Source organism: Bacillus sp. FJAT-50079 (assembly GCF_018343515.1).
In the GTDB taxonomy this organism is placed as follows: domain Bacteria; phylum Bacillota; class Bacilli; order Bacillales; family Bacillaceae_C; genus Lederbergia.
In genome coordinates this window covers 387581-409494 of sequence record NZ_JAGYPD010000001.1, presented here as the reverse complement: position 1 = coordinate 409494, position 21914 = coordinate 387581, and the positions used below count along the sequence as shown (strand labels likewise).

23 protein-coding genes are annotated in these 21914 nt (G+C 40.8%); 22 read left to right on the top strand and 1 reads right to left on the bottom strand.

The window, feature by feature from the left end; all coding sequences use genetic code 11:
• Window positions 1-42: 42 nt before the first annotated feature.
• Window positions 43-1644 (top strand): CTP synthase, encoded by a 1602-nt coding sequence (locus KHA95_RS01935; protein WP_213135777.1) that lies wholly within the window; start codon window positions 43-45, stop codon window positions 1642-1644.
• A gap of 283 nt (window positions 1645-1927) precedes the next feature.
• Here the strand turns inward: KHA95_RS01935 and KHA95_RS01930 are convergent, their stop codons facing one another.
• On the bottom strand, window positions 1928-2452 hold the full coding sequence (locus KHA95_RS01930; protein WP_213135776.1) for a DUF2529 domain-containing protein: 525 nt from the start codon (window positions 2450-2452) through the stop codon (window positions 1928-1930).
• 184 nt (window positions 2453-2636) lie between these two features.
• Between KHA95_RS01930 and KHA95_RS01925 the strand changes: the two genes are divergently transcribed.
• The 21 genes from KHA95_RS01925 (at window position 2637) to atpB (ending at window position 21848) form a co-directional block, all read left to right on the top strand.
• The gene (locus KHA95_RS01925; RefSeq protein ID WP_213135775.1) at window positions 2637-3011 is read left to right on the top strand and encodes a response regulator; all 375 of its coding nucleotides are present in this window, start codon (window positions 2637-2639) and stop codon (window positions 3009-3011) included.
• Between the two features lie 271 nt (window positions 3012-3282).
• Entirely contained in the window at window positions 3283-4146 is an 864-nt protein-coding gene (gene fba / locus KHA95_RS01920) for a class II fructose-1,6-bisphosphate aldolase (protein ID WP_213135774.1), read from the top strand.
• 119 nt (window positions 4147-4265) lie between these two features.
• Window positions 4266-4916, top strand: coding sequence for a fructose-6-phosphate aldolase (gene fsa, locus KHA95_RS01915; RefSeq protein WP_213135773.1), 651 nt, complete (start codon window positions 4266-4268; stop codon window positions 4914-4916).
• A gap of 608 nt (window positions 4917-5524) precedes the next feature.
• A complete protein-coding gene (locus tag KHA95_RS01910; RefSeq protein WP_213135772.1) occupies window positions 5525-6811 on the top strand; it encodes a UDP-N-acetylglucosamine 1-carboxyvinyltransferase in 1287 nt (428 codons plus the stop codon).
• A gap of 90 nt (window positions 6812-6901) precedes the next feature.
• On the top strand, window positions 6902-7267 hold the full coding sequence (locus KHA95_RS01905; RefSeq protein WP_249316447.1) for a fructose-bisphosphatase class II: 366 nt from the start codon (window positions 6902-6904) through the stop codon (window positions 7265-7267).
• Between the two features lie 395 nt (window positions 7268-7662).
• On the top strand, window positions 7663-8928 hold the full coding sequence (rho, locus tag KHA95_RS01900) for a transcription termination factor Rho (protein WP_213135771.1): 1266 nt from the start codon (window positions 7663-7665) through the stop codon (window positions 8926-8928).
• Between the two features lie 133 nt (window positions 8929-9061).
• Entirely contained in the window at window positions 9062-9262 is a 201-nt protein-coding gene (rpmE, locus tag KHA95_RS01895) for a 50S ribosomal protein L31 (RefSeq protein ID WP_213135770.1), read from the top strand.
• Between the two features lie 171 nt (window positions 9263-9433).
• On the top strand, window positions 9434-10045 hold the full coding sequence (locus KHA95_RS01890; RefSeq protein ID WP_213136130.1) for a thymidine kinase: 612 nt from the start codon (window positions 9434-9436) through the stop codon (window positions 10043-10045).
• Between the two features lie 121 nt (window positions 10046-10166).
• The gene (prfA, locus tag KHA95_RS01885; RefSeq protein WP_213135769.1) at window positions 10167-11237 is read left to right on the top strand and encodes a peptide chain release factor 1; all 1071 of its coding nucleotides are present in this window, start codon (window positions 10167-10169) and stop codon (window positions 11235-11237) included.
• Window position 11238: 1 nt separating this feature from the next.
• Entirely contained in the window at window positions 11239-12093 is an 855-nt protein-coding gene (gene prmC / locus KHA95_RS01880; protein ID WP_213135768.1) for a peptide chain release factor N(5)-glutamine methyltransferase, read from the top strand.
• 64 nt (window positions 12094-12157) lie between these two features.
• On the top strand, window positions 12158-12964 hold the full coding sequence (gene spoIIR / locus KHA95_RS01875; RefSeq protein WP_249316445.1) for a stage II sporulation protein R: 807 nt from the start codon (window positions 12158-12160) through the stop codon (window positions 12962-12964).
• A 169-nt stretch (window positions 12965-13133) separates the two neighbouring features.
• The gene (locus tag KHA95_RS01870) at window positions 13134-14186 is read left to right on the top strand and encodes an L-threonylcarbamoyladenylate synthase (protein WP_213135767.1); all 1053 of its coding nucleotides are present in this window, start codon (window positions 13134-13136) and stop codon (window positions 14184-14186) included.
• Between the two features lie 43 nt (window positions 14187-14229).
• A complete protein-coding gene (locus tag KHA95_RS01865) occupies window positions 14230-14811 on the top strand; it encodes a manganese efflux pump MntP (RefSeq protein ID WP_213135766.1) in 582 nt (193 codons plus the stop codon).
• Window positions 14812-15131: 320 nt separating this feature from the next.
• Window positions 15132-15575 carry a low molecular weight protein arginine phosphatase gene (locus KHA95_RS01860; RefSeq protein WP_213135765.1) on the top strand — a complete coding sequence of 148 codons (444 nt, stop codon included), beginning with the start codon at window positions 15132-15134 and terminating at the stop codon, window positions 15573-15575.
• A gap of 2 nt (window positions 15576-15577) precedes the next feature.
• Window positions 15578-16864 (top strand): methyl-accepting chemotaxis protein, encoded by a 1287-nt coding sequence (locus tag KHA95_RS01855; protein WP_213135764.1) that lies wholly within the window; start codon window positions 15578-15580, stop codon window positions 16862-16864.
• Window positions 16865-16930: 66 nt separating this feature from the next.
• Window positions 16931-17380 carry a ribose 5-phosphate isomerase B gene (gene rpiB / locus KHA95_RS01850; protein WP_213135763.1) on the top strand — a complete coding sequence of 150 codons (450 nt, stop codon included), beginning with the start codon at window positions 16931-16933 and terminating at the stop codon, window positions 17378-17380.
• 40 nt (window positions 17381-17420) lie between these two features.
• Window positions 17421-17957 (top strand): TIGR01440 family protein, encoded by a 537-nt coding sequence (locus KHA95_RS01845; RefSeq protein WP_213136128.1) that lies wholly within the window; start codon window positions 17421-17423, stop codon window positions 17955-17957.
• Between the two features lie 164 nt (window positions 17958-18121).
• Window positions 18122-19357, top strand: coding sequence for a serine hydroxymethyltransferase (gene glyA / locus KHA95_RS01840; RefSeq protein ID WP_213135762.1), 1236 nt, complete (start codon window positions 18122-18124; stop codon window positions 19355-19357).
• Between the two features lie 384 nt (window positions 19358-19741).
• On the top strand, window positions 19742-20371 hold the full coding sequence (gene upp, locus KHA95_RS01835) for a uracil phosphoribosyltransferase (RefSeq protein WP_213135761.1): 630 nt from the start codon (window positions 19742-19744) through the stop codon (window positions 20369-20371).
• A 364-nt stretch (window positions 20372-20735) separates the two neighbouring features.
• Window positions 20736-21113, top strand: a complete 378-nt coding sequence (locus KHA95_RS01830; protein WP_213135760.1) for an ATP synthase subunit I — start codon at window positions 20736-20738, stop codon at window positions 21111-21113.
• 24 nt (window positions 21114-21137) lie between these two features.
• The gene (atpB, locus tag KHA95_RS01825; RefSeq protein WP_213135759.1) at window positions 21138-21848 is read left to right on the top strand and encodes a F0F1 ATP synthase subunit A; all 711 of its coding nucleotides are present in this window, start codon (window positions 21138-21140) and stop codon (window positions 21846-21848) included.
• Window positions 21849-21914 lie beyond the last annotated feature (66 nt).

The following is a 21914-nucleotide window of genomic DNA, read 5'->3' as shown; positions in this document are numbered from 1 at the left end:
AAAATGTGAAAACATATGAATGTCGAGAAGGAGGAAGAAATTGTGTCAAAATATATATTCGTAACGGGTGGGGTTGTCTCATCATTAGGAAAAGGGATTACGGCGGCATCGCTTGGCCGTTTGTTAAAAAATCGTGGGTTAAGAGTAACGATTCAAAAATTTGACCCATACATTAATGTCGATCCTGGAACGATGAGCCCTTACCAGCATGGGGAAGTATTCGTAACAGATGATGGTGCTGAAACAGACCTTGATCTTGGGCATTATGAGCGCTTTATCGATATTAACTTGAATAAATATAGCAACGTAACAACAGGTAAAGTGTATTCAGAAGTATTAAAAAAGGAACGTCGTGGCGATTATAATGGTGCGACAGTACAAGTGATTCCCCATATTACCAATGAAATTAAAGATCGAATTTATCGAGCAGCTAAAAAAACAGAAGCTGACGTAGTCATTACAGAAATTGGTGGAACGGTTGGTGATATTGAATCACTTCCATTCCTTGAAGCAATTCGCCAAATGAAAAATGATGTTGGTCGTGACAATGTCATGTACATTCACTGTACGCTTGTTCCGTATTTAAAAGCGGCAGGTGAGATGAAAACAAAGCCAACACAGCATAGTGTGAAAGAGCTGCGCAGTCTTGGTATCCAGCCAAATGTGATCGTCGTTCGTACGGAAATGCCAATTTCTCAAGATATGAAGGATAAAATTGCGTTATTCTGTGATATCGATAAGGAGGCCGTCATTGAAGCGGGTGATGCGAACACATTGTATTCCATTCCTCTTTCATTGCAAGAACAGAAGCTTGATTCAATCGTATGTAATCATTTAAAACTTGTGTGCGGCGAAGCGGATATGACGGAATGGACACAACTAGTGGAAAAGGTGCTAGGACTTTCGAAAGTAGTGAAAATCGCCCTCGTTGGAAAATATGTTGAGCTGCAAGATGCGTATATTTCTGTTGTCGAGGCATTGAGACATGCCGGTTATTCATTTGATGCAGATATTGAAATTGAATGGGTAAATGCAGAAGAAATTTCCGATGAAAATGCGGCAGAAACACTTGCGCATGTAGATGGCATCCTTGTCCCGGGCGGATTTGGTGATCGTGGAGTCGAAGGGAAAATCGCAGCTATTCGTTACGCACGCGAACAAAAGATTCCATTCTTTGGTATTTGTTTAGGTATGCAGCTTGCTTCAATTGAATATGCCCGCAATGTTGTAGGATTAGACAATGCCCATTCTTCTGAACTTGACTCATCGACGGAATACCCGATCATCGATTTGTTACCAGAGCAAGAAGATGTAGAAGACCTTGGTGGAACACTTCGTCTCGGTTTATATCCATGTAAGCTACAACCAGGTACAAAAGCGTATCAATTGTATAACGAGGACCTCGTTCAAGAGCGTCACCGTCACCGCTACGAATTTAATAATGCATATCGTGAACAAATGGAAGAAGCTGGATTTGTCTTCTCTGGAACAAGCCCAGACGGACGACTCGTTGAAGTGGTTGAGCTTGCCGATCATCCTTGGTTTATTGCTTGCCAATTCCACCCGGAATTCACTTCTAGACCGACACGTCCACAACCATTGTTCTACGGCTTTGTAGAGGCGGCATTAAAGCATAAAGAATAAAATCAGTATGGTGTTAATAAAGCGAGCGTACAAGCGGTAGAAGAGCGGTCAGACCATTGTTGCAAATGGTTAAAGTGCTGCTATCGAATCTGTAGGGTAAAAAGCTAGCTTCGTTAGAAAAGGGTGTCCTTCAAACTGCAAATGACAGACTGTTTTACGTAAAAAATAGAAATCGGCATTACATGTCATTTGTATGTATGTTATTTATTTCAACTTATATAATTCAGCGAAAATACAAAAGCAGGTAAAGAAAAATTGAAGTTTTTCTCTACCTGCTTCTTTTTTACTCGTATTCAGCCACCATTTCTTCGATCATGAATTTCAATCCAAAATAAATATACAATGCCGCGATCGATGAAGGGAAGCCAACCCGCGTTCCATCTTCAGTAGGCAGAAGTGGACGGGTGACATTCGTATGGATGAAAACATCCGCTAATTGCTCAAGTGTAGGTTGACCGCTTTCTGTTCTCTTTCCGGCAACCGCAACGAAAGGAACTCCTTCAGCTTCGAGCTTATTTCCAAGTGCAACAGCTTCTTCATCGTCCGCAAATCTCGTAAAAATAATGACACGATCCGCTGATGAAAGAGAAGAGGACGATTCCAGTGTTCGAGCACTTTTTAAAGGTTCTGCTCCTTCGATTGCCTCTTTTATGACCGCACCCATCTCTTGAAATCCTTTTATATAAATGAGTCCCTCCCCAACGGGTGCCTGCGCAAGCAATCTAGCACCATCTTCAAACTGAAACGACTCTTTTTCCATAATTCGCTGAAACAACCCTGTAAGCTGGGTTGAAAACATTTTGAGCATAGTTTTCTCTCCTTTTTGTATCATTAATCCTATTATACGCCTCTAATAAAAAAATCGTATAAATTTTAGAGGGAAACGTCGAGCCAATGTTGAAGTTAACTACATGACAAGGCAAAGTAGATTTAAAAATGCATCTTTACATTCAAGGATATTTTTTTAGAGAATGATAGAGGGGGGAATAGAAATGTCCGAGAAAATTTTGATCGTCGATGACCAGTTCGGGATTCGGGTGTTATTAAATGAAATTTTGCAAAAAGAGGGATATGAAATTTATCAAGCATCTAATGGACAACAAGCATTGGAAATTACAAAAGCACATACCCCGGATCTTGTATTACTCGATATGAAAATTCCGGGAATGGATGGGCTGGAAATATTTAGAGAGATGAAAAAAATCGAACCAAATATTCGGGTCATTATTATGACAGCATACGGAGAATTGGAAATGATTGAGGCATCCAATAAGCTCGGAGCACTTGCTCATTTCGCTAAGCCTTTTGATATTAATGAAATTCGAGATGCGGTAAAAAAATATATTGGCATAACACCATCTTATTAAGTGTTTTTTTAATATAGCTTCTTAAGAAATTACATAATTTGATGCAAGCGTTAACATGCAGTTGGATTCAGAACAATGAGGAGTCAGCGGAAGAATAATCATAATTTTCTAAGATAGAAACTTTTTTACACAAAATTAAAAATCCATATTTTTCTTCTGAAAATAGCTTTTCAGCATTGGTAAACCGAAGGCGAATTTGATATGATAACAATGAAAAAAGATTATGGTAATTTTGCACAGCTTTTGTGCGTCTATCTAAGGAGGAAAAATAATGCCTTTAGTTTCCATGACTGAAATGCTGAATAAAGCAAAAGAAGAAAAGTATGCAGTTGGTCAGTTCAACTTGAACAACCTTGAGTTTACTCAAGCGATCCTGCAAGCAGCGGAGGAAGAAAAGTCCCCTGTTATCCTTGGTGTATCAGAAGGTGCAGCACGTTATATGGGTGGCTTCAAGTTTGTTGTTAAAATGGTTGAAACGTTAATGGAAGAGTATGGAACAACGGTTCCTGTTGCTATCCATCTTGACCATGGTTCAAGCTATGAAACTTGTGCGAAAGCAATCCATGCTGGCTTCACATCTGTAATGATTGACGGATCACACTTCCCACTTGATGAGAACATTGAACTAACGAAAAAAGTTGTTGAGCTTGCACATTTCCACGGTGTATCTGTTGAAGCAGAGCTCGGCCGCATCGGTGGTCAAGAAGATGATCTATCAGTAGATGAAGCAGATGCATCATACGCAATTCCTGAAGAATGTGATCGTTTAGTACGTGAAACGGGCGTTGACTGCTTTGCACCAGCTCTTGGTTCTGTTCATGGACCATACAAAGGCGAACCAAATCTTGGCTTCGATCGCATGGAAGAAATTATGAACTTAACGGGTATTCCACTTGTTTTACATGGTGGGACAGGCATTCCGCTTAAAGATATCCAAAGAGCAATCTCTCTTGGGACTGCAAAAATCAACGTAAATACAGAAAACCAAATTGCTTCTGCAAAACGTGTTCGTGAAGTATTGGCAGATCTTCCAAATGAGTATGATCCGCGTAAATACTTAGGGCCAGCTCGTGATGCAATTAAAGAAACAGTTATTGGCAAGATGCGTGAATTTGGTTCATCTGGTAGAGCATAAGAATCATTAAGCAAATTTCATCTCAGACTTGCAACTAGACAATTGCGGTAAATAGTAAAGATAAAAGGAAACCGCCCAAAAATGGAGCGGTTTCCGACTTTAAAAGGAGATGGAGAAAAATGAAATTTTTTGTTGATACAGCTAACCTTGAAGATATTAAGAAAGCACACGCACTTGGGATTGTAGCCGGAGTAACGACAAACCCATCACTCGTAGCAAAAGAAGGGGTTTCTTTCCACGATCGCTTAAGAGAAATCACATCATTTATCACTGGTTCCGTTAGTGCGGAAGTAATTGCACTTGATGCTGAAGGAATGATTTCTGAAGGACGCGAACTTGCTGCGATTGCTCCAAACATTACTGTGAAGGTGCCAATGACGCCGGAAGGAATGAAAGCGGTAAGCACGTTCGCGAAAGAAGGAATTAAAACAAATGTAACACTTGTGTTTAGCTCTAACCAAGCATTGCTTGCAGCTCGTGCAGGTGCTACATATGTATCGCCATTTCTTGGTCGTTTGGATGATATCGGTCATAACGGAGTTGAATTAATTTCTGAAATTTCGGATCTTTTCAACATCCACGGCATTGATACTGAAATTATTGCAGCATCAATTCGTCATCCACAGCACGTAACACAAGCAGCTTTAGCAGGTGCTCATATTGGAACAATGCCATATGGTGTCATTGAGCAATTATTTAAACATCCATTAACGGATAAAGGAATTGAAGCTTTCTTGAAAGATTGGGAAGGTATGAAAAATAACGCTTAACTCGATTTAGTATAAATGAGGCTGGGATAAAAACTTTTTATCAAATCAAAATACGAACGCTAGCAACTGCATATAACTCACTCCGGAAATATACTGCGCTTTCAGGGGGCACTGTTGAGCCGCTGATTAGCAGGATGGTGGTCACGAAGCGGTTGCCAAATTTAGGTTTCGTTCCTTAAACGCTACGGAATCTCAAATGATGCCGCAAGAGTCTAGGTATATTACCTACGCTAAGGTATTGCATTGTTCGTCTGTGGATTTGATTACTTTAGTTATGTCCTAGCCTCGATAAATGCTGTATTGTTTTAAATCAGTTCAAACTCCCTGTACCTGACGCTTCGTTTTCGATAAAAAAGATTTGCCGATTTAAGTTAAGCTGCGGCGGATGTCATAGATTTTTTTATCGAGCCCGATAAAATCTGGACGCAATGACGCTGACGTGTCATTGATTGGAAAATACTTGGTAAATTCTACATGTTTCGAGCAAATTCGTATATAATAAAAGGTAAAATGCCGATCAATTCGATGACTAGCTCTAGGTGTCAGTCTCATGGACTACATATTTACTTTTAGCTACGTATTCAAAGCAGGCAGAAAGGAAGTCGAAAATGGAAAAGCTTAAAATTGCAGGCGGATATCCGTTAAAAGGGACGATTAAAGTGAGTGGCGCGAAGAATAGTGCCGTTGCTTTAATTCCCGCTACGATCTTGGCCGAATCGCCTGTTTCGATTGAGGGCCTTCCTGATATTTCAGATGTTCATACATTGCAATCTCTATTGGAAGAAATCGGTGGAGATGTTACTTTTCAAGACGGTCAAATGACCGTTGATCCAAGTCAAATGATTTCAATGCCGCTTCCAAATGGAAAGGTCAAGAAGCTGCGTGCCTCTTATTATTTAATGGGTGCAATGCTTGGAAGATTTAAAAAGGCAGTCATTGGACTGCCAGGTGGCTGTTATCTTGGACCGCGCCCGATTGATCAACATATCAAAGGATTTGAAGCATTAGGCGCGAAAGTAACGAATGAACAAGGGGCAATTTATTTGCGCGCAGATGAATTGCGCGGTGCTCGAATCTACTTAGATGTTGTCAGTGTTGGGGCAACGATTAATATTATGTTAGCTGCTGTGCGAGCAAAAGGGCGAACAATCATTGAAAACGCCGCAAAAGAGCCTGAAATTATCGATGTTTCTACACTGCTCACAAATATGGGAGCGAAAATTAAAGGGGCTGGCACAGATGTCATTAGAATTGATGGGGTGGAGACATTAACAGGCTGTCGACATACCATTATTCCTGATCGGATTGAAGCTGGAACATATATGATTTTGGGGGCGGCTGTCGGAGAAGGTGTGCTCATTGATAATGTGATCCCGTTCCACTTAGAATCACTGATTGCCAAGCTAAGGGAAATGGGTGTACCGATTGAAACTGGCGATGAACAAGTGTTTATTGGCAAAGGCAATCAATTAAATGCGGTTGATATAAAAACGCTCGTCTACCCGGGCTTTCCAACCGATTTACAGCAACCATTCACCGCGCTTTTATCACAGGCAAAAGGAACCTCGCTTGTTACCGATACGATCTATTCCGCCCGCTTTAAGCATATCGATGAACTGCGGAGAATGAATGCAGATATAAAAGTTGAAGGAAGCTCAGCTATTATTAATGGCCCTGCAAAGCTTCAAGGGGCGAAGGTAAAAGCTTCTGACTTGAGAGCAGGTGCTGCTCTCGTCATCGCTGGATTAATGGCTGAAGGAATCACGGAAGTATCCGGATTAGAACATATCGACCGCGGGTATAGCGGATTAGTTGAAAAATTAAACGGTCTTGGGGCAACGATTTGGCGTGAAAAAATGAGTGAAGAAGAAATGGAACAGCTAAAAAGTTCGTAATTTCGATACACATCTACGAAAATCACATCCATTGAATAGAATTAGACTTTCCTGTATTTTTTATAGAAACACAATCAGGGGGAAAGTCCAATGGAAAGAAGTTTATCAATGGAACTTGTCAGGGGACTGAGGCAGCCGCATTATCGTCTGCACGCTGGATGGGGCGTGGAAAAAAAGGAAGAGGCGGATGATGCGGCTACTTCTGCCATGCGCGCCGTATTTGATACGATTCCGATGAAAGGAACGGTCGTTATTGGTGAAGGTGAAATGGATGAAGCACCGATTTTGTACATCGGGGAGAAGCTTGGAACCGGCTATGGTCCGCGTGTTGATGTTGCTGTCAATCCACTAGAAGGAACGAATATTGTGGCATCAGGAGGCTGGAATGCGTTAACGGTTTTAGCAATTGCTGATCATGGAAACCTTTTGCATGCGTCTGATATGTATATGGATTAAAAGGTGTCCAATTTATTGGGACATACGCAACAACTCATTCGCTCGTTATGGGAGCAAAATCTGGAACGGTTCGATTTATTGAAGGAACACATAGCCTTCATAAAAAGCCCAATTTAGTAATCAAATAATGTTTGAGAGGACTACTTGATAAAATAAACCTTTAATCAGCTAGGGCTCTTAGATGTCTGTGTCGTATAGATGTGAACGGGCTGTTGGTTCTTTATCAAATTAATTGAGGTGGAGGATCAACGCCCCTCTTTACAAGTATCACCTTTTACATATAAACTAATATGGGGATGAAGCCCCTCAAAGATCTTCAACCGCTTCTTACTCTCCAAGTGAACGAATCCTCCTTTTAGAAAAAATAAATCAAAATAATGAAGTGTGGTGTCGTAATGGCTGATTTAACAATATCATTGCTGGAAGATATGAAACTAAAAGAACTGTATGAGCTTGCACGCGAATATAAAGTTTCCTATTACAGCAAACTAACAAAAAAAGAACTTATTTTTGCCATTTTAAAGGCAAGAGCTGAAAGAGAAGGCTTTTTCTTTATGGAAGGCGTTCTCGAAATCATCCAATCGGAAGGTTTCGGTTTTTTAAGACCGATCAATTATACGGCTAGCTCTGAAGATATATATATTTCAGCTTCACAAATTCGCCGCTTTGATTTGCGAAATGGCGATAAAGTATCTGGAAAGGTTCGTCCGCCAAAAGAAAACGAACGTTATTTTGGTCTTCTTCACGTAGAGGCTGTAAATGGCGATGATCCAGAAACAGCGAAAGAACGCGTTCATTTCCCAGCATTGACGCCGCTATATCCTGATCGTCAAATTACGCTTGAAACGACGACAACAAATGTTTCAACGAGAATTATTGACTTAGTATCCCCAGTCGGATTTGGTCAACGTGGACTCATTGTTGCTCCTCCAAAGGCGGGGAAAACGATGCTGCTAAAAGCAATTGCGAATTCCATCACGACGAATCACCCAGAGGCTGAACTGATTGTGCTGTTAATCGATGAACGCCCAGAAGAAGTGACGGATATTGAACGTTCTGTTAACGCCGAAGTCGTCAGCTCAACTTTCGATGAAGTACCTGAAAATCATATTAAAGTAGCGGAGCTTGTGTTGGAGCGTGCGATGCGTCTTGTTGAACATAAACGTGACGTTGTCATTTTAATGGACAGCATCACTCGTCTTGCGCGTGCATACAATTTAGTTATTCCGCCAAGTGGTCGAACACTCTCTGGAGGGATTGACCCGGCAGCCTTCCACCGTCCAAAACGCTTTTTCGGTGCAGCCCGAAATATTGAAGAAGGCGGTAGTTTAACGATTTTAGCAACGGCCCTCGTTGACACGGGTTCACGGATGGATGATGTCATTTATGAGGAATTTAAAGGAACTGGAAACTTGGAGCTTCACTTAGATCGTGCCCTCGCTGAAAGAAGAATATTCCCTGCCATTGATATTCGCCGCTCAGGAACACGTAAAGAAGAACTTCTCGTACCGAAAAAACAGCTTGAGAAATTGTGGAAAATTAGGAAAGTCATGTCTGACAACCCTGATTTTGCAGAAAAATTCATGCGTAAACTAAAGCAGACGAAGACAAATGAGGAATTTATTAATTCGCTCGAAACAGAAGCGACGAGAAAAAATTAATCGACAAGCATTGCATTTCCAACATGTACTTGCTATAATAAAAACTGTGTTTTTTGAAATGAATGCGCCTGTCGCATCGTTATATATAACTCTGTTTCAGCAAATGATTCAGGGCATAAGGAGATGAAAAGGAATGAAAGCAGGAATTCATCCAGAATATAAAAAAGTTACAGTGAAATGTGCATGCGGTAACGAATTTGAAACTGGTTCTGTAAAAGAAAACGTGCGCGTTGAGATTTGCTCAGAATGCCACCCGTTCTACACAGGTCGCCAAAAATTCGCAACTGCCGATGGTCGTGTGGACCGCTTTAATAAGAAATACGGTCTTAAGTAATCAAGTTAAAAAACAGGCAAACTCGCTTGCCTGTTTTTTTATTGCCAAAAAGCATAAAATCTGGGAATGCTAATGTCAATACCTCGATTTTTGAACTTGATTTTGAATTATTTGGGTAATTTTTATGATAATTGGGTAATGAATCAAATGGGAAGGGAGCGGGCCATCGTGATGGACATCGTGAAACATACAGGTTGGATTGAAGTGATTTGCGGGAGTATGTTCTCGGGAAAATCGGAGGAATTGATTCGTCGGGTAAGACGTACACAGTTTGCTAAACAAAGCATTATGGTTTTTAAACCTAAAATAGATGATCGTTATAGTGTAACGGAGGTTGTATCACATAATGGTACTTCCGTTCTTGCCCATCCGCTTGCTACTTCTGCGGAAATTTTACAAAACGTTCATGCAAACATTGATGTTGTTGCAATTGACGAAGCTCAATTTTTCGATGAAGGGATCATCGATGTCGCTCAACAATTGGCGGATAGTGGTCATCGGGTCATCATTGCTGGACTTGACCAAGACTTCAAAGGTGAGCCATTTGGTCCAATGCCAAATTTAATGTCAGTGGCAGAACAAGTAACGAAGCTTCATGCTGTTTGTGCTGTTTGTGGATCGCCAGCAAGCCGGACACAACGACTCATTAATGGAAAACCTGCATGCTATGATGATCCAATCATTTTAGTTGGAGCTGCAGAAGCTTATGAAGCGAGATGCCGTCATCATCATGAAGTGCCGGCAGGAGTGAATATTGAGCTATATCAGACAATAAAAAATTAGTTACATATCCCATCAGCCTCATTTATAAGTTGAGAGCTGATTTTTTTTATGATTTTTCTTTGCATTGATTTACGTGAACGTTATACTATATAAATATGCAAATAAGTAGAGGTGAATGGGCATGTTCGATAAATTACAATCAGTGGAGGAACGTTACGAAAAGCTAAATGAGCTTTTGAGCGATCCTGAAATTGTAAATGATCCAGCGAAACTGCGAGATTATTCAAAGGAACAATCTCAAATTGCGGAAACGGTAGAAGTATATCGAGAATATAAAGAAGTTCAATCTCAATATAATGATGCGAAAGAAATGCTTGACGATAAACTAGATGCAGATATGCGGGAAATGGTGAAGGAAGAAATCGGAGAGCTTGAAGAGCAAATTGAAAATCTAGAAGCGCGCTTGAAGATTTTGCTCGTGCCAAAAGATCCGAATGATGAGAAAAACGTCATTATGGAAATTCGCGGTGCAGCTGGCGGCGACGAAGCGGCGTTGTTTGCCGGCGATTTATACCGGATGTATAGTCGCTATGCCGAGACGCAAGGATGGAAAATAGACGTCATTGAAGCTCATTCAACAGGCATTGGCGGATATAAAGAAATTATTTTTATGATTAACGGAAATGGCGCGTTTTCTAAATTAAAATATGAAAATGGAGCCCATCGTGTTCAGCGCGTTCCAGAAACAGAATCTGGCGGGCGAATTCATACATCAACAGCAACGGTAGCAGTTCTTCCAGAAGCAGAGGAAGTCGAAATTGAATTACATGATAATGATATTCGTGTGGACACTTTCGCATCAAGTGGCCCAGGTGGTCAAAGTGTGAATACGACGATGTCAGCTGTTCGTCTTACCCATATTCCAACAGGTGTCGTTGTATCATGTCAGGATGAAAAATCGCAAATTAAAAATAAAGAAAAAGCGATGAAAGTATTGCGTGCCCGTGTATACGATAAATTTCAGCAAGAAGCACAAGCTGAATATGATGCGAACCGAAAGTCTGCCGTTGGTACAGGCGACCGTTCTGAACGTATTCGCACGTATAACTTTCCACAAAATCGGGTGACAGATCATCGAATCGGTCTAACGATCCAAAAGCTCGATCAAATTTTAGAAGGTAAGCTTGACGAATTTATTGATGCGTTAATTATTGAAGACCAATCAAGCAAGCTTGAGAGTGTGGAAGAATAACATGGTCGAACAAAAAATATTCGAGGCCCTGCGTTGGGCTTCTTCTTTTTTACAAGAGCGTGGACGGGAAGCGCATAGTGCAGAGTTGTTATTACGAGCGATCTTACAAATGAGTCGAGCACAGTTTTTTGCTGAGCAAAGAATGGTATTATCGAATGAACAGTGGATAGCTTTCCAACGATCAGTTAAAGAACATGCGGCAGGGAAACCGGTTCAGCATATTATCGGTTATGAAGAGTTTTTTGGGAGACGCTTTCTTGTTAATGAACATGTACTTATTCCGCGTCCGGAGACAGAGGAATTAATCGTTGCGATTGTCGAAAGAATAAACGAGCATTTTGGAACGGCTGTTGGTCTGAAGGCAGCAGATATTGGCACGGGCAGCGGGGCGATTGCTGTTACTTTAAAGCTGGAATGTCCGACGCTTGAAGTAGCTGCGTCCGATCTGTCGGAAAAGGCACTTAAAGTAGCAAAAGAAAATGCGAAGGCTTTGCAAGCTGATGTTGAATTTCGTTACGGTGATTTACTTGCACCTTTTCAAGGGGAGAGGCTCGATGTGATCATCTCAAATCCACCTTATATTCCTGATAATGAAGCGGAGCTATTATCAGATGTTGTCGTTGAGCATGAGCCGCATTCTGCTCTATTTGGTGGCGATGATGGGCTTGATTTTTATCGCCGTTTTGCAAATGAGCTTCCGCAGATGATTGCCAAAAAGGCGCTAATTGGATTTGAAATTGGAGCTGGGCAAGGAGACGCAGTTGCCGATTTAATGCGTGAAGCTTTTCCGGATGGGAAGACGGAAATTTTATATGATATAAATGGAAAAGATCGGGTCGTTATTACCCAAATATAACATTTGAATGTATAAGTTTTAAATATTCTGACCATAATGCCTCGTATAAGGGAGGCGTATGGAAATGGATTATATGAATAAACGATTCTATCAAAAAAATATCGCTTTGTTATATATTATCGTCTTAACGCTTGGAACGATTGTTAGCTTCGTCATTCCAAGGCAAGAAACGGTTGCAGCTGATGCAATCGTTACAATCCCTGAGGAAGCAATCCGCTTGCGAATTCTTGCGAATAGTGACAATGAAAAAGACCAGGCGGTAAAAAGAAAGATTCGTGACGCAGTCAATGAAGAAATTACGAATTGGGTGCAAAGTTTAACATCGCTCGATGATGCTCGGACGGTGATTACTTCTCATTTAGATGAAATTGAACAGATTACTCAACGTGAGCTAGAAGCAATGGGGTTGGACTATTCGTTTAAAGTGGAATTTGGTGATGTTCAATTTCCTACAAAATTGTACGGTGAATTTTTATACCCAGCTGGAACATATGAGGCAGTGTTAATTACACTTGGCGAAGGCGGCGGGGCAAACTGGTGGTGTGTCTTATTTCCGCCTCTTTGTTTTCTCGACTTTTCGAACGGTCTTGCGGTCGGTCCGGGATTTGAGGAAGACCTTGAGCAAGATGCCGAAAATGAAGAGATCGATCAATCCCAGTCTGACTCTTATTCATCAATGGATTCTGAACAAGTTGTTGAGAATGAAGAGATGGATGATGTTGTGAATAAATTGGGGAAAAGTGAACAAGTAGCAATACCTCATGAGCCTGAAATTGAAGGAAAAGACGAGCCGATTGCTTTTATTGCTGAAGAAGAGGATAAAGTAGAAGTAAAATGGTTCATAAGTGAAGTATTTAATTTTATGCGCTAACAATATTCACATTATCCACCGATGTTGTCCACAATATCAGATTACTTATCCACAAACTGTGCATAAGTGAGTGAATAATTCACATGCTTTGTGAAAAAGTAGAATGCGAAATTTGTAGAAATTAAGTGATAATCGGATTTTTATTTTGAAATAAGAAAGAGGCATGATCATGGAAACAATCTATTGGACTGTGGATAAGGGTGAGGATAACTTATCCACTTATCCACAGATTATCGAAGCAGCCGAACGATTACGAGAAAATGAAGTGGTTGCTTTTCCGACAGAAACCGTGTATGGATTGGGGGCGAACGCCCGATCGGATGAAGCGATTAAGAAAATTTATACCGCAAAGGGGAGGCCATCGGATAATCCATTAATTGTCCACATATCAACAACGGCTCAGTTGGAAGAATTAACTGAAAGCATTCCGCCAACTGCTAAACAATTAATGAAGGCGTTTTGGCCAGGACCACTTACAATTATTTTTCAAAAGAAAAAAGATTCGGTTTCAGAGCTCGTTACTGCGGGACTTGATACAGTAGCTGTACGTATGCCGGATCATCCAGTGGCACTTGCGTTGTTAACAGCGTGTGGACTGCCGATCGCTGCACCTTCCGCAAATGTATCGGGAAAGCCTAGTCCTACAATCGCAGAACATGTGAAGCATGATTTAGATGGAAAGATTGCTGGGATTGTCGATGGAGGGGCAACTGGGGTTGGTGTCGAATCGACGGTGATTGATTGTACACAACATATCCCCGTTATCCTCAGACCGGGAGGAGTTTCGATCGAGGAAATGGAAGCAGTTGTGGATAAAGTGACGATCGATCGCGCGCTTGTGGACAAAGAAGAAAAGCCGAAATCACCAGGGATGAAATATACGCATTATGCACCTGCTGCTCCACTTTATTTAGTGGATGGTGAACGGAAATGGATCCAACAACTCATCGATCAGAAACGAAAGGAAGGATTGAAGGTAGCGATTCTTGCGACAGAAGAATCAGCATCAACCTATACAGCTGACTTTATTGCAACGTGTGGGAGTCGCAAGGAGATCGAAACGATTGCACAGCAACTGTTCCAAACACTTCGAACATTTGATGAAAAGCATCCCGATCTTATATTTGCTGAAGTTTTTCCTAGAATAGGGATCGGTGCAGCTGTAATGAATCGTCTTGAAAAGGCGGCAGGCTATAAATGGTTAAAACAAGATCGTAAATAGGTACGTCTATCAACGGATCTTCTTGCATATATTTCCTAAAGGCATGTCCGAAGGGAAAGGGGGAAGATCCATTTTGCATCCAGAAATTATTACGTTGTTAATCATGGCCTTTGCAGTCGGAATGGACGCATTTTCGATTTCGCTTGGGATGGGTATTTATCAATTAAGGCTCCGGCAAATTTTCTACATAGGACTCATCGTTGGCTTTTTTCATGTGGTCATGCCTTTGTTAGGCATATTTGCTGGATACTTATTATCAGGTACATTCGGAAGAATTACCGACTATATTGGCGGTTGTTTGCTCATTATAATTGGTGTGCAGATGATCATTTCTGTTTTTCAGGCAAAGAAGGAAAGGGCATCTTTCACAGTCCCTGTCGGTAAAGGGTTAATCATCTTTTCATTTATCGTAAGCCTCGATAGTTTTTCAGCGGGGTTGAGCCTAGGGATTTTTGGAGTACGGGCTGCTGCTGCGGTCATCTGTTTTGGTCTCGTTGCCTCTATTTTAACGTGGGGGGCATTGATTATTGGGCGAAGAGTAGAAAACCTACTCGGGGCATATGGTGAATTGCTTGGCGGTATTATATTATTCTTGTTTGGGATAAAATTATTACTTCCACTATAAGAAAGGGGCGGGTGCTCGTACTTAGAACAGCTGCTGGAACCGAATGAAGGGCAAAACTAATTTTCTCACATTCTGTGGCAACGCAAATATCAACTGATTGGAAGGTGCCGCATGAAAATAGTCCTACTAAAAATCATTTTAAATACTTATTCGTGTAAAAAAAGGCAGCATTCCTTTGAAAGCTGTCTTTTTTTGTTGCTGAAGAAGTGATAGAATAAGCGCATGTGGATAACTTTAACAATAAAAAATCGAAATGCCCCCTTCGGACTTTTGACCTAGAGAGGGATGTATTATAATGAGTGAAAGGAGGGAATCCAACATTGAATATTCTTTTTATATGTACGGGTAATACATGTCGCAGCCCAATGGCTGAAGCGATATACAATCATCTTACATCCGACAGTGCGCAAGCAAAATCGGCTGGCGTATTTGCGATGGAAGGAGCCGATGCTGCAAGCCATTCGATTGCCGTATTAGAGGAAAATGGAATAGTGATCAATCATACATCAAAAAACGTAAATGAAACGGACTTAACGTGGGCAGATCTTATTTTAACGATGACAAATGCTCATAAAGATATGTTGATCGGTCAATTTCCGATAGCGGCTCATAAAGTGTTTACATTAAAAGAATATGCCAATCATACAAACGATGGAGATGTTGATGTTTTTGACCCTTATGGGGGCGACATTAATGTGTATAGGGAAACATTTCATGAGCTATATCAATTAATTAAGCGAATCGCAGAGGAGAAGGTTGGTTGACGATGAAAAAACGAAAATATAAATTCGGATTACAAAAAAAGCTCGTTTTATTTACTGTATTACTCGCTTTTATTACATACTCTACAAGTGCGTTTTTTCTATATTTCCTTTATCCATATGTTGAAGAGTTTATGAGTCAGCAAGTGTTTATGCTTGTAACACTTTTATTAGGCATTATGTGGTCGGGGATTTTGGCTTATTTTGCAGCGATCGTCATTACGAGACCGTTGCAGCGATTGGAAATGGCGGCAATAAGAGCAAGTGAAGGCGATATTGGGCAAGACGTAGACATCAAAAATGTGGATGATGAAATGAATTCACTTGGACGGGCGTTTAACCAAATGCTTGCCAATTTACGTGAAATGATCAGTCATATTGATGATAACTTTGATCAAACGAATGAAAAGGTTATTGCTATTTCTGAAAAGTCTAAGCGTGCAACGGAAGAATCGGAAAGCGCTTCATACACAATGGGCGAAATTTCTGCGGGCGCCGAAAGTTCGGCTGCGGCGATTCAAGCAACAGCGGAATCGGTAGAAGATATTAGTAAGATTGCAATGGATGTTCAAGAAAAAGCGAAAGTATCTGAAGATATTTCGGTTGCGATGGTCGATGAACTGGTGGAAAGCAAGAAAGTCGTTGAGTCACTCGTCGTTGGAATTGAACGATTGGCGGAGGAAAATCGTACATCATTAAAAACCGTACGAAAGCTAGAAGATCATGCACGAGAAGTGGAGAAGATTATTCAGCTTGTTGGAGATATTGCCAATCAAACCAATTTACTCGCATTAAATGCCTCAATTGAAGCGGCACGAGCGGGCGAACATGGGAAAGGGTTTGCTGTTGTTGCTGAAGAAGTAAGGAAGCTTGCGGATGAGAGTGCATCGGCTGTACAAGGTATTTCGGATTTGCTTCAAAACATTCAATCTGGTGTGACAAATGTAGTTGAACAAATTACTGAACAAGTTCATTCAGCGAATGAGGAAGCGTTAAAAGGGACAAAAACAAATGAGGTCATTGAAGAAATGACAACAACGATACATCAAGTTGCGGCATCTGTAAAAGACATATCGGCATTGGTTGATCGCCAAATGGAAAGTGTACATCACACTTCTATTCAATCACAAGAAGTAGCTGCGATTGCTGAAGAAACATCGGCAGGAGCAGAAGAAGTGGCGACGAAGGCAAAAGAGCAATCCGTCGATATGATGGAAATTGATGCACTTTGTGAACAATTACGAAAACAAGCCAGCATATTAAAAGACACAATCTCACGATTCCATATATAATGAACATAGATAATTAAGCAAGTTGATTTCGACTTGCTTCTTAAATTTATTGAGGAGGTAATAATGATGAGAGTAGCATTAGCTTCAGACCATGGAGGCATTCATATACGAGAGGAAATTAGAGCGTTGTTGGACGAGCTGAAAATTGAATACGTTGATTTTGGCTGTGATTGTGAAACATCTGTTGATTACCCTGACTACGCTCTTCCAGTAGCGGAAAAAGTGGCAAAAGGTGAATTTGATCGCGGGATTTTAATTTGTGGAACAGGAATTGGGATGAGTATTGCTGCGAATAAAGTAAAGGGAATTCGCTGTGCGCTTGTTCATGACACATTTAGTGCAAGAATGACGAGAATGCATAATGATACCAACGTCATTGCAATGGGAGAACGTGTTATCGGGGCAGGACTGGCACGTGACATTGTCCAATTATGGTTGGAAACAGAATTTGAAGGCGGCAGACATGCGACGAGAATTGGCAAAGTAGGTCAATATGAAGAGGCACAATCAGAATAATTTGCTGTAATTCATAAAAGGATGTGTAAATCCGGTGCAAATGGAGAAATGGCGTGAACAAATGCTGGAAATTGTTCATGGGTGTAAACAACAATTGCAACTGAAAGAGGGAAGTGTCCTTGTAGTCGGCTGTTCCACTTCAGAGGTAGCTGGGGAAAAAATAGGTACAGCAGGGACAGTTGAAATTGCAGAGATGATTTTTTCTGAGTTAAAAAAATATGCAGATGAATCTGCCATTCATCTTGCTTTTCAGGGCTGTGAACATATTAATCGGGCTCTTGTCGTTGAAAGATCCGTAGCTGAGCGCCGGAATTGGGAGGAAGTTTCGGTTATTCCCGCAAGAAATGCTGGTGGAGCAATGGCAACGTTCGCTTTTAGCCAATTTCAAGATCCGGTTGTTGTTGAATTTATTCAAGCGAATGCAGGCATTGATATTGGCGACACATTTATTGGGATGCATATTAAGCATGTCGCAGTTCCAGTGCGCATTGGCCAAAAACAGCTTGGTGGCGCACATGTAACGATTGCTGCTTCTCGTCCAAAGTTAATCGGAGGAGAAAGAGCGAGATACGCATAGTTAAAAGCAGAAACTGAACAATTTTATTGTATTTTAATGTTAATGTTCGATTTTTGACCAAATTTATGCCGAAAAGCGTTGGCAAAGGCGAATGAAAGTGGTAGAATGAAAAGGAAATTTTGATTCATATTAAAATCGAACGAACATAAATGAGGGGGAGCGCAATGAGTAAAATTGCACAACAAGATTCACAAGTGTATGAAGCGATTCAAAATGAATTGAAGCGTCAACGTACGAAAATTGAATTGATTGCATCTGAGAACTTTGTCAGCGAGGCTGTAATGGAAGCACAAGGCTCAGTATTGACAAATAAATATGCAGAGGGATATCCGGGAAGACGCTATTATGGTGGTTGTGAATATGTGGACGTTGCTGAAGATTTAGCACGTGACCGGGCGAAGGAAATTTTCGGTGCGGACCATGCAAATGTGCAGCCTCATTCCGGTGCCCAAGCAAATATGGCCGTTTACTTCACTGTTCTTGAACAAGGGGATACGGTATTAGGTATGAATTTATCACACGGTGGACATTTAACGCACGGAAGTCCTGTGAACTTTAGTGGAGTTCAATACAATTTTGTTGAATACGGTGTAGACAAGGAAACACATCGAATTAATTACGAAGATGTACGTGCAAAAGCAATTGAGCATAAGCCGAAATTAATCGTTGCTGGTGCAAGCGCGTATCCACGTGAAATTGATTTTAAAAAGTTCCGTGAAATCGCTGATGAAGTTGGCGCGTATTTAATGGTGGATATGGCTCATATTGCAGGTCTTGTTGCAGTTGGACTTCATCCAAATCCAGTTCCATACTCAGATTTCGTTACAACGACAACACATAAAACCTTACGCGGTCCACGTGGCGGAATGGTTTTATGTAAAGAAGAATTTGCGAAGAAAATTGATAGCGCCGTTTTCCCTGGATTACAAGGCGGTCCACTTATGCATGTAATCGCTGGAAAAGCTGTTGCATTTAAAGAAGCTTTAACAGATGAGTACAAAACATATATCGAAAACGTGATCAGCAATGCAAGACGTCTAGGTGAATCATTGAAAAAAGAAGGCCTTGACATCGTTTCTGATGGAACGGACAATCACTTATTACTACTAGATTTACGTCCGCTCGGTTTAACTGGAAAAGTAGCAGAAAAAGTTCTTGATGATGTTGGCGTAACGGTGAATAAAAATACGATCCCATACGATCCAGAAGGTCCTTTTACAACAAGCGGAATTCGTATCGGTACACCAGCTGTTACATCAAGAGGCTTCGGTCTAGAAGAAATGGATGAAATTGCATCGATTATTGGTTTTGTACTAAAAAATCACGAAGACGAAGCGAAATTGGAAGAAGCACGCAATCGCGTTGAATCATTAACAGCGAAATTCCCACTTTATGAATAATCGACATGATAAAAACCGTTCGCTCTTTATTAAGAGTTGGACGGTTTTCCTTTTGAAAGAATGGAAGTTGTGCAATTACGCAAAAAGATACGCAATTCATGACCAAACTTACGCAATTCACGCTCAAACTGACGCAATTGCGGAAAAAAACTCAAGCAATCCACTCCCGAAGTCGTGAATTATACAAAAAGCTCATACAACTTCAATCCAAAGTCGGTAATTACGAAATAAAATCATGTATCACACACTTGAAGTCGTGCAATTCATGTTCCTATCGAAGATCGTTGGATTTTCCTTGCTGAACGATTTACTTTTATGTAGAATAATCAAGACAAGCCGATGAGTCAGAAGTCGGCATGACCCATATAAAAGGAGCGATATCACATGGCTAAAGTATATGTGTTCGACCATCCTCTCATACAACATAAAATCACGTATATTCGGGATAAAAACACAGGAACAAAAGAATTCCGCGAACTTGTCGATGAAGTTGCCGCTTTAATGATGTTCGAAATTACACGGGAGATGCCACTGCAAGAAATTGAGGTGGAAACCCCTGTAAGTACGGCCAAGTCTAAAGTATTAGCAGGTAAAAAATTAGGAATTATTCCTATTCTGCGAGCGGGCATTGGCATGGTTGATGGGATTTTAAATTTGATTCCGGCCGCAAAAGTTGGTCATATCGGTTTATATCGAGACCCAGAAACATTACAGCCGGTGGAATATTACACAAAATTACCACCTGGAGTGGAAGAGAGGGAATTAATTGTCGTAGACCCGATGCTAGCAACAGGCGGATCAGCAGTTGCTGCGATCGATGCATTGAAAAAGCGCGGAGCTACACATATTAAATTCATGTGCCTGATCGCTGCTCCAGAAGGTGTGGAAGCAATGAAAGAAGCTCACCCTGATGTAGACATTTATATTGCTGGTCTTGATGAAAAACTAAATGAGCATGGCTACATCGTACCAGGACTTGGAGATGCGGGTGACCGTTTATTCGGAACGAAGTAATTTTTTAGAAAAAAGACGAGGGACAAACTTCGTCTTTTTTTTGTTGCGAAAAATCGACAGATACACCCGCGTTCGTTGTCTTCTGAATTTAAAATTTGATGATTTTGTGAACAAAGCGGTGAACCGTTAAAACCTTTACATTATTTAGTCCCGAAAGCAATTGACTTTAAATATGTGCTATTGTATGCTAACAAAGGGTATGGGTAACAAAAATTCTACTATATATTATTAGATGATCAGCTTGAGCGCTCACAGGCTTTTTATATACAAAATAGCTAGAAAACGTCTTTTATACCCATCATACTAACGAACTTCTTTCCGCAATACCACAAAGTTCGACATTTCTTTTCAGGAGATAAAGGACATGCCGGAGCTCCAACAACTATTCTACAAACATTGCAAATACATACTGTATTTATTATCGATTTATTTTTTAGGTTGGGGATTTACTGACCATAAAACGATTTTTATGGGATTAATCCTCGGTACATCTGTTAGTCTTTACAATCATTGGCTATTGATGAGAAAGACGCTTCGTTTTAGTGAAGCGGTTGCTACGGGGAAAAAGGTGTATTCCCTCGGCACATTGATGAGGATGGCCGCTGTAATCATAGCACTGTATGTGGCGATGAAATTTCCGGATGTTTTTCACCTGATAAGCGTAATTATTGGAGTAGTGACTGCGTACGTAGTCATTATGATAGATTTTGCAATACAATCAATATTCAAAAGCCGTAAATAGTCTGGAAGAGAGAGGTGAACTTACTTGGAACATGGAGCACCAATAGCGAAATTTGCAGGGCTATATTTCAACTTATCGAATGTCTTGATGATTACCGTTGCGGCGATTGTCGTATTCATCATAGCAGTCATTTCTACACGCAAATTGGCAATGAAACCTACCGGGATGCAAAACTTTATGGAGTGGGTTATGGACTTCGTCAAAGGCATCATTAAGAGTAATATGGACTGGAAAACTGGCGGTAATTTCCATTTGCTAGGAATCACGTTAATTATGTTTATTTTCGTATCCAATTTGCTCGGATTACCATTTGCACTCATTGTCCGCGATGAATTATGGTGGAAATCGCCAACAGCCGATCCGGTTGTTACATTGACTCTTTCAGTCATGGTTATCGTCTTATCCCACTACTATGGGGTGAAAATGAAAGGTGCAAAAGAATATACACGCGATTACGTGAGACCAGTAGCATTTATGCTCCCGTTTACCATTATTGGAGAACTTGCTAACGGACTTAGCCTTGGGCTACGTCTTTATGGAAACATTTATGCCGGTGAAGTTTTAATAGCACTATTGGCATCACTAGCAGCAACTGGCGCAATAGGCGCAATCGGTGGATTTATTCCGCTTATTGTATGGCAAGGATTTAGTATATTTATAGGTGCCCTTCAGGCATTTGTATTTACAATGTTAACGATGGTTTATATCTCCAATAAAGTGAGTACGGACCATTAATATATAACCGTTCGCGTTTGAGCGGAAATCATATCATTTATTTTAAAAACCAAGGAGGAAATTTAT